Raw genomic sequence first — 8,663 nt, 5'->3', positions numbered from 1 at the left:
ATCCCCGGCGGCCCGCCCGGCAGCCCGGACGAGGACGGCGACCGGTTCGTGGAGATCTGGAACCTGGTCTTCATGCAGTTCGAGCAGTTCGCCGACGGCACGCGCCGCGACCTGCCCAAGCCGCAGATCGACACCGGCATGGGCCTAGAGCGCATCGCCGCGGTCCTGCAGGGCGTGCACGACAACTACGACATCGACCTGTTCCGCACCCTGATCGCGGCGTCCAAGGCGCTGGTGGCCGGGGGCTCCAACGGCCCTTCGCACCGGGTGATCGCCGACCACCTGCGCTCGGTGAGCTTCCTGATCGCCGACGGGGTCTCGCCCTCCAACGAGGGCCGCGGCTACGTCCTGCGCCGGATCATGCGCCGCGCCATGCGCCACGCCCACCTGCTGGGCGCCGAGGAGCCGTTGATGCACCGCCTGGCGCCGGTCCTGGTGGCCGAGATGGGCGGGGCCTATCCCGAGCTGCGCCGCGCCGAGCCAGTGATCGTCGAGACCCTGCGCCAGGAGGAGGAACGCTTCCGCCGCACGCTCGGCCGTGGCATGGCCCTGCTGGACGAGGCGACCGCCAAGATGACGCAAGGCGGCGTGCTCTCTGGCGAGACCGCCTTCAAGCTCTACGACACCTACGGCTTCCCGCTCGACCTCACCCAGGACGCGGTGCGCAACAAGGGGCTGACCGTCGACCTGGCCGGCTTCGACGCGGCCATGAAGCGCCAGAAGGACCAGGCGCGCGAGGCCTGGACCGGCTCAGGCCAGGCCAGCCAGGCGGCCGAATGGTTCGCCATCCGCGAGCGCGTGGGCGCGACCAAGTTCGTCGGCTACGAGACGACCGAGGCCACGGGCAAGCTGCAGGCCCTGGTCGCCCACGGCGCCGAAATCACCGAGACCAAGGCCGGCGAGACCGTCCTGGCGGTCTTCGACCGCACGCCCTTCTACGCCGAGAGCGGCGGCCAAGCCGGCGATGTCGGCGAGATCGAATGGACCGACGGCCGCGCCCGGGTGCTCGACACCCAGAAGCAGGCCGGAGACCTCTATGTCCACGAGATCGAGATCCTGCAGGGCGCGCTGGAGCCGGGCCACGACGTGCGCCTGGCGGTGGACCCGCAGGTCCGCATCACCACGCGGTCCAACCACTCGGCGACCCACCTGCTGCACGCGGCCCTGCGCCACGTGCTGGGCCCCCACGTCTCGCAGAAGGGCCAGATGGTCGATGGCGAGCGCATCCGCTTCGACTTCAGCCACGGCGGCCCGCTGACCCCCGACGAGATCGAGAAGATCGAGGTCGAGGTCAACGCGGTGATCCGTCAGAACCTGCCGGCGGTGACCAAGGAGATGGCGCCCGACGAGGCCATCGAGGCCGGGGCCATGGCCCTGTTCGGCGAGAAGTACGGCGACAGCGTCCGGGTCCTGACCCTGGGCCGCGCGCTGGAAGGCGAGGGCGACTATTCGGTGGAGCTGTGCGGCGGCACCCATGTGGCGCGCACCGGCGACATCGCCCTGTTCAAGGTGGTCTCCGAAGGCGGCGTGGCCGCCGGCGTGCGGCGGATCGAGGCCCTGACCGGCGAGGCGGCGCGCCGCTGGCTGGTGGAGCAGGCCCAGGTGGCCAAGGCCCTCGCCGACCAGTTCAAGACCCCGGTCTCCGAGGTCCTGGCGCGGGTCGACGCGCTCGACGCCCAGCGCCGCAAGCTGGAGAAGGAGCTCTCCGAGGCCAAGCGCCAGCTCGCCATGGGCGGCGGCGGATCGGGCGGGGCTCCGGCGGGTCCGGAAGAGATCGGTGGCGTCCAGGTCATCGCCCGCGTCATGGACGGGGTCGGCGGCAAGGACCTGCGGCCCATGGTCGAGGAGTTCCGCAAGCAGGTGAGCGACGGCGTCATCGCCCTGATCGGCTCAGCCGACGGCAAGGGGGCCGTGGCCGTGGCGGTGGTCGGCGGAGCCTCGGCGACGTTCAACGCCGTGGACCTGACCAAGGCCGCGGTGCTGGCCATGGGCGGCCAGGGCGCGGGCGGACGTCCCGACTTCGCCCAGGGCGGCGCGCCCGACGGCGGCAAGGCGGCCGAAGGCCTGGCGGCGATCAAGGCCCTGCTGGGCGCCTAAGGCGCCTTGCAGAGCACCTGGTTGATCTTGGCGCCCTTGACCCTGCGGGTCTGCTCGGTGTCGTAGAGGAAGCCTGACCCATCCGGCAGCCAGGCCGCGGCCTCCTGCTGGGGCAGGGTGTCGAGCGACACCACCTGATGGGGTCCGCTGAGGCCCTTGGCGATGTCGAAGTCCAGCACCAGGGCGGCGACATAGGTCAGCAGCAGCGCCCGCTTGCCGTCGCTGGCGATGTCCAGCGCCGTGGCGATCGAGCCGGGGAAGGGATAGGCGGCCATGATCTTCGGCAGGTCGATCTCGCCAACCTTGGTGAAGGTCTGCACGTCCTTGCCGTTGCGGAGTTGGGCGGCGCTCAGCCGGTAGACCAACGCGGGGCCCGGGGTCATCATTTTCGCGTCGGCCGGCTTGGTCGCCAGGTAGAGGTCACCGTCCGGGTGGACCGCGAAGGCCTCGGCGTTGTGCGGCCCGTCGGGATAGCGGGCGCGGACGGTGCGAAGGGCCTTCACCCGCTCGCCGAAGGCCTTCTTCTCGACCACCAGGGTGAAGACCACCCCCTCGCGCTTGGCCGGGTTGTCGCCGATGTCGCCGAGATAGAGGCAGGTCTTGCGCCCGCAGGGCCCGAGCGACATCTCCTCTATGTCCAGCGGCTGGTCGCCCTTGATCTCCACGGCCCGCGTCCCCTGGCCCTTGAGGTCGGAGACGTAGAACCGCAGGCCGTCGCCGCTGTCGTTGTTGTGGTAGAGGCGGTCGGGGTGACGGTCGGAGACCTCCAGGCCGCTGGCCTCGTCGATGAGGCTGACCTCGAGCGCCCCGAAGGCTTGCGCCGGCGCCCACGCCTCGCAGACTTCGGCGGCGGCGGGACTCGTCACGAGGAGGCTGCAGGCGATCGCGGCGAGGGCGCGCATGGTCGGGCTCCGAAGGGCGTGGCCGGACGCCGCCGCGCTCGCCTAGACGATCACGGTTTCGAGACAGGTGGAAGGCCGGGGTTCGCCCCGGCCTTTTCGTCGTCCACTCGCCAACCCCAAGCCCGGTCAGGGCTTGGCGAACACCGCGAACTTGTTGCCGGTCGGGTCACGCATATAGGCCGCGTAGAAGCTGGTGGACTCCGGCGGCCTGGGCCCAGGGGCACCCTCGTCGCCGCCGCCATGGGCGAGCGCCGCCACATGGGCGGCGTCCACCGATCCGGTGTCGGGGCCCTTGAAGGCGATCATGATCCCGTTGCCGCCCCGCGCCGGCTGCCCGTCGAATGGTGGGCAGATGAAGGTGTTGGCGTCGGCGTCCTTGGGGCCGTAGCCCGCCCAGCCGCCGTCCAGGAACTTGCGCTCATAACCGATGGCGCCCAGCACCGCGTCGTAGAACGGCGTCGCCGCCTCGACGTCCAGGGCTCCGATAGTCACATATCCGATCATTCGATCCTCCCGTCCTAGGAGCGGTCACCCTAGCGCCGGAATAAGAACATAACAAGAACGTAGTGCGCGGCGCGACGGGGATCGCCTACCGGGGAACCGTCGCCGCCGACGCCGGATAGGTCGGCAGGGTCAGGCGATAGACCAGGATGAGGCTGTCATGATCGCCGGTTCCGCCATCGCCCTTCAACGCGGCGTCGAAGTCCTGTCCGTTGACGCGGCCCGCGCCGACCACGAAGTCGTTGTCGTTGCCCACCAGGAGGAAGACATCCGTCGGGGCGGCGGGATCGAGGGCGGGCGCGAGCGCAAGGGCCTCCCACTTCTCGGACAGGGAGGAGGCGTCGGACGGCGCGGTCTTGAGGTTGAGGCCGAAGGCGCCGAGCTGAGTGGGGTTCAGCATGTTGACGAGCTGAACCTGCCGCACGGGCGTGATCGCGCCGTCCAGCACCCCGCCGGGGGAGACGGTCCCGCCGGGCGAGGTCTCGAACGGCGTGCCGGCGATGTTGGCGGCGCCCGTGGTGTCGACCAACAGCACGCTCTTATAGACCGGCGAATTGGCGGCGTTGACGCCTGAGCCGCGACCGACGCCGTCGCGCGCCAGCACCAGGAACTGGCGGGCGTTGAGCGCCAGAACTTCCGACTGCGCGGCGGTTGCGGTGGCCGCGCCGCCGGTCCCGGGCGCGCTGATCACGGGCAGTTGCAGGACATAGTGTTCGACCGGCGCGGTGGGTGTGCGGTTGGTCGAGATGTCGTAGATCAGGATACGGGTGTTGTTGCGGCCCGGATTTCCCGAGCCCGAGTCCTGCACCGTGGCGCTCTGCAACACGGCGACCAGCTTGTGTCCGTCGGGGGTGATGGAAAGGGCCTCGATGCCCTGATTGTGCCGTCGACCGCTCTTCGGCGCGGCCGCGCCGTTCATGTTCACTACATCGTCCACGCGCGGAAGCAGGGCGGCGACCGTCTGGATCGCGCCGATCTGACGGCCCGTCGGGTCAAAATAGTAGATACCGGGCGCGTACTCGTCGGAGACGTAGAACGAGCCGTCGGCGAGCCGAGCGATAGCCTCGGAATCCAGGCTGATCCGGCCCGCACCCTCGCCGCTCGCCGGGCTGGGATAGACGACGCCGTCGCGGGTGATGACATGGTTCCCGGCGTCCTTGCCCGTGAACGGCTGGCCGGCGGAATCGGTCAGCAGGAAGCCGCCGGTCGGCGTGATGGCGAGCTGGTTCTGCGAGCCCGTCGCATGGAGCGTCAACACCAGGTCGTGGGTGTGGACACGGTTGCGGTAATCGGTCGTGCCCTTGAACGGGCCGACATCGTTGGGGCCGCGGTCGGGCAGCGTGAACAGCTTGCCGACATAGGCGCCGTCGGGACGCCGGCGCCAAGTGGCGAGGTCGAGCGCCATGCCCGAGAACGAGCCCAGGGTCTCTCCGGCGAAGTCCCGCGTCGCGGCCGGCAGGCGGCCGACCGCGACCAGCCCGTGATTGACGAAGGCCTGGCCTTCCAGGGAGACGGGCTCCGGCCCGCTCGCCTGGGTGAGGTTGGGGGTGGCGTAGACCTGGGCCTTGGCCGGAGCCGCGAGAACCAACGCCGACAGGGCGGCCGCGGCGAGCGCGGCCCAACGGATCGAGATCATGGATGGTCCCCTCAGCAAGGGTCCCGCCTAGCAGCGGTCATTGGCGGTGGTGTGACAGTGCGCGCCTAGAACTTGCCCCGCGGCGCCCGGATCTGGACCAGCTTCCAGGTGAAGAGGTCGCGCCGCTGGAAGCTGAATATGACGGGCTCCTGCGCGCCCGACGCTGTCACGGCGAACCGCGCGCGATTGGGTCCCCAATAGCGGAGCGTGGGGAACGGAGCCCTGGCCTCGGCGGGCGCCTTGCCCGGCGCATAGCCGCGGGTCAGGTCGTGGAGGCCCTGGGCGTTCAGATAGGGTTCGACGGCCGGCGGGGCGGTCGTGAGCGGTTCGATGGCCCGGCGCATGGCGCCGACGGGGTCGGACCAGATGTCGGGCGGGGCCGGCGCGGCGACCGGCCGGGCGGCCACCTGCGGGCGCAGACCCTCGCGCACCGCGCGGTAGTCGACAAGCTCGGCGAGAGCCTGGGTGTCGCCGTCCCGCGCCGCGGCCTTCAGGGCCCGGAACGCGAAGAACGGCGCGGCCGCGAAGACCAGCGCCGTTCCCAGGATCAGGGTGACGATCAGGCGGAAAACCGCGCGTCCCAGGCTCCAGCCGTCGGGCGCGCGCGGGTCCACGGCGGTCAGGCGGCGGGCGACTCGGCCAGCGCCTTCTCCAGATTGGCGGCGACCTTGTCGATGAAGCCCTCGGTGGTCAGCCAGCCCTGGGTGTCGCCGACCAGCAGCGCCAGGTCCTTGGTCATCGAGCCGCTCTCCACGGTGGAGACGCAGACCTTCTCAAGGGTGTCGGCGAAGTGGTCGAGCTCGGGATTGCCGTCCAGCTTGGCGCGGTGCTTCAAGCCTTGGGTCCAGGCGAAGATCGAGGCGATGGAGTTGGTGGAGGTCGATTCGCCGCGCTGATGTTGGCGATAGTGACGGGTGACGGTGCCGTGGGCGGCCTCGGCCTCCATGATCTTGCCGTCCGGGGTGATCAGCACCGAGGTCATCAGGCCGAGCGAGCCGAAGCCCTGGGCGACCTGGTCGGACTGCACGTCGCCGTCGTAGTTCTTGCAGGCCCAGATGAAGCCGCCGGACCACTTCAGCGCCGAGGCCACCATGTCGTCGATCAGGCGGTGCTCGTAGACGATCCCGGCCTCCTTGAACTGCGCCTGGTAGTCGCTGGCGAAGACCTCGGCGAAGATGTCCTTGAAGCGCCCGTCATAGGCCTTGAGGATCGTGTTCTTGGACGACAGGTACAGCGGGTACTTGCGCTTCAGCGCGTAGGCGAAGCAGGCGTGGGCGAACTCGCGGATCGAGTCGTCGAGGTTGTACATGGCCATGGCCACGCCGGAGCCAGGGTACTTGAACACCTCGTGCTCAATGGTCTCGCCGTTGTCGCCGACCCACTTGATGGTCATCGTGCCGGGGCCGGGCACCAGGAAGTCGGTGGCGCGGTACTGGTCGCCGAAGGCGTGGCGGCCGATGATGATCGGCTGGGTCCAGCCCGGGATCAGGCGCGGCACGTTCTTGCAGATGATCGGCTCGCGGAAGACCACGCCGCCCAGGATGTTGCGGATGGTGCCGTTGGGCGACTTCCACATCTTCTTGAGCTTGAATTCTTCGACCCGCGCTTCGTCGGGGGTGATGGTGGCGCACTTGATGCCGACGCCATGGCGCTTGATCGCCTCGGCCGCGTCGGTCGTCACCTTGTCGTCGGTGGCGTCGCGGTGCTCCATCCCCAGGTCGTAATAGTCGATCTCGAGGTCGAGATACGGGAAGATCAGCTTGTCCTTGATCCACTTCCAGATGATGCGGGTCATCTCGTCCCCGTCGAGGTCGACGACGGGATTGGCGACTTTGATCTTCTTGGCCATGTGGGCGAAGCGCTCCGAGGGCGTAACGGCGGGGTTGGGGGCCGTATACTAGGCCCGCGCCAGGACGCAAAGCCTGCCACGTGCAGAAGCGGGAGGTGACATCGGATCGGCCTGCGCGTTCAGCCCTAGGAAGACCCCGGGCGCACATCCGCCGCTGCGACGCGCGCAATCTCCCGCGCCACGTCGGCCGCGTCGTGTTCGGGTGTGATCTCTATGTAGCGAACGCCGGCGCGGCGCAGGGCTTCCTTCTTTACGGCGTCGCGGGCCGGCGCCGTGCCCTGATAGTGGCCGCCGCCCTGATACTCGATGGCGGCAAGTGGATCACCGCTCGCCGAGATCAGAAGTACGTCGACACGTTTGCTGTTGATGGCGCCATAGGCGCGGGCGTCGGGTGAGGACAGAATCTCACCGAGGCTCACCTGGGCCATCACCCGCCACGCCAGTTTCTGGTCCCTGACCGCCTTCTCAGCCGCATAGAACACCCGGGCTTCCGACTTGGTGAGCAGGCGGCGCCGTTCGAACCGCGCTCCCATGACTATGCGAAGCTGGTCGGCGGAATCCGTGATCGGGCCGGTCGGCGTGGCGTCGACCAAATGGACGGAAGCGAACTGCTTGCGGGCGGGGGGTATGCGCCAGCTCCGACGTCCGAGCCTGGAGCGCCAGCGCTCGCCGTACAGCCCGGCCAGGAAGGCGACCGCAACGGCGCCGGCGAGCAATAGGGATAGGCTCTCCGACATGCCGCCTCCCGAGATTGAGGCGATAGTGCCCCAGCAGGTTGCACCGGGCAAACCCCGGATTCCTCGCGTCCGGGGTTTCCCGACCCCTCGGCCCTTGCATCGAACGCCGCATCGGATGGAAAACGCGGCATGAGCTCCCTCCCGCCCTGTATCATCCTCGACAAGCCCCAGTTGGCGCAGAACATCGGCGCCGTGGCCCGGGTGATGGCCAATTTCGGTCTGGCCGACCTGCGGCTGGTCAATCCGCGCGACGGCTGGCCCCAGGAGCACGCCTGGGCGGCGGCCTCGGGCGCCGAGTGGCCGCTGAACGCCGCTCGGATCTATGAGAGCGTCGAGGCCGCCATCGCCGACCTGCATCTGGTCTATGCGACGACGGCGCGGCCGCGCGAGCTGCAGCTGCCGATCCTCACCCCGCGCGCGGCGGCGGCGAACCTGGCGGGCGAGGTGGCCCAGGGCCATGCCGTGGGTCTGCTGTTCGGCGGCGAGCGCGCGGGGCTGGAGACCGCCGACATCGCCCTGTGCTCGGCGGTGGTGACCCTGCCGATCGATCCCAGGTTCCGGTCGCTCAACCTCGCCCAGGCCGTGGCGATCAACGCCTATGAGTGGCGGATGACGACCGAAGCCGGCGCGCCGCCGGCGTTCCGCGAGGGACCGCCGGCCGCCGACGCGGCGGCCATGCTGGGCCTCTACGAGCATTTCGAGCGCGAACTGGACGACGCCGGCTTCTTCCACCCGCCCGAGAAGCGGCCCTCGATGATCCAGAACCTGCGCTCGGCGCTTGCGCGGGCCCGGTTCTCCGACCAGGAGGTGCGCACCTTCCGCGGTGTGGTCACGGCGCTCTCCCAGGGGCGGGGCCGGGTGCTGGACCGCTTGGCGCGGGAGAAGGCGGCGAGGAAGGACTGAGGCGGCGCTTGAACGGCGATCCAGGGCGGCGTCAGATC

The 8,663-nt window shown here is 69.6% G+C and carries 8 protein-coding genes; 2 read left to right on the top strand and 6 right to left on the bottom strand.

Annotated features, from left to right (window positions below; translation table 11 throughout):
* A partial coding sequence (gene alaS, locus Q8Q77_RS09370) for an alanine--tRNA ligase (RefSeq protein WP_305583310.1) occupies positions 1–2,097 on the top strand: 2,097 nt, incomplete at its 5' end.
* Here alaS and Q8Q77_RS09365 read toward each other — a convergent pair.
* From Q8Q77_RS09365 to Q8Q77_RS09340, 6 genes are all read right to left on the bottom strand, one after another.
* Positions 2,094–2,999, bottom strand: coding sequence for a hypothetical protein (locus tag Q8Q77_RS09365; protein ID WP_305583309.1), 906 nt, complete (start codon positions 2,997–2,999; stop codon positions 2,094–2,096). The genes alaS and Q8Q77_RS09365 overlap by 4 nt on opposite strands.
* A gap of 126 nt (positions 3,000–3,125) precedes the next feature.
* Positions 3,126–3,503, bottom strand: coding sequence for a VOC family protein (locus Q8Q77_RS09360; protein WP_305583308.1), 378 nt, complete (start codon positions 3,501–3,503; stop codon positions 3,126–3,128).
* 85 nt (positions 3,504–3,588) lie between these two features.
* The gene (locus Q8Q77_RS09355) at positions 3,589–5,136 is read right to left on the bottom strand and encodes an esterase-like activity of phytase family protein (RefSeq protein WP_305583307.1); all 1,548 of its coding nucleotides are present in this window, start codon (positions 5,134–5,136) and stop codon (positions 3,589–3,591) included.
* 65 nt (positions 5,137–5,201) lie between these two features.
* Positions 5,202–5,750: a DUF2939 domain-containing protein gene (locus tag Q8Q77_RS09350; protein ID WP_305583306.1), complete on the bottom strand. Its 549-nt coding sequence runs from the start codon at positions 5,748–5,750 to the stop codon at positions 5,202–5,204.
* 5 nt (positions 5,751–5,755) lie between these two features.
* A complete protein-coding gene (locus Q8Q77_RS09345) occupies positions 5,756–6,985 on the bottom strand; it encodes an NADP-dependent isocitrate dehydrogenase (protein ID WP_305583305.1) in 1,230 nt (409 codons plus the stop codon).
* A 125-nt stretch (positions 6,986–7,110) separates the two neighbouring features.
* On the bottom strand, positions 7,111–7,722 hold the full coding sequence (locus Q8Q77_RS09340; RefSeq protein ID WP_305583304.1) for a DUF2726 domain-containing protein: 612 nt from the start codon (positions 7,720–7,722) through the stop codon (positions 7,111–7,113).
* Positions 7,723–7,851: 129 nt separating this feature from the next.
* Here Q8Q77_RS09340 and Q8Q77_RS09335 point away from each other — a divergent pair, with 129 nt between their 5' ends.
* Complete coding sequence (locus Q8Q77_RS09335; protein WP_305583303.1) at positions 7,852–8,625, top strand: RNA methyltransferase; 774 nt, start codon at positions 7,852–7,854, stop codon at positions 8,623–8,625.
* Positions 8,626–8,663: the final 38 nt, after the last annotated feature.

Origin of the sequence: Phenylobacterium sp. (assembly GCF_030698145.1) — a bacterium.
Lineage (GTDB): Bacteria > Pseudomonadota > Alphaproteobacteria > Caulobacterales > Caulobacteraceae > Phenylobacterium.
The sequence above is the reverse complement of the archived record's forward strand: the minus strand, read 5'-3'. Positions and strand labels throughout refer to the sequence as shown.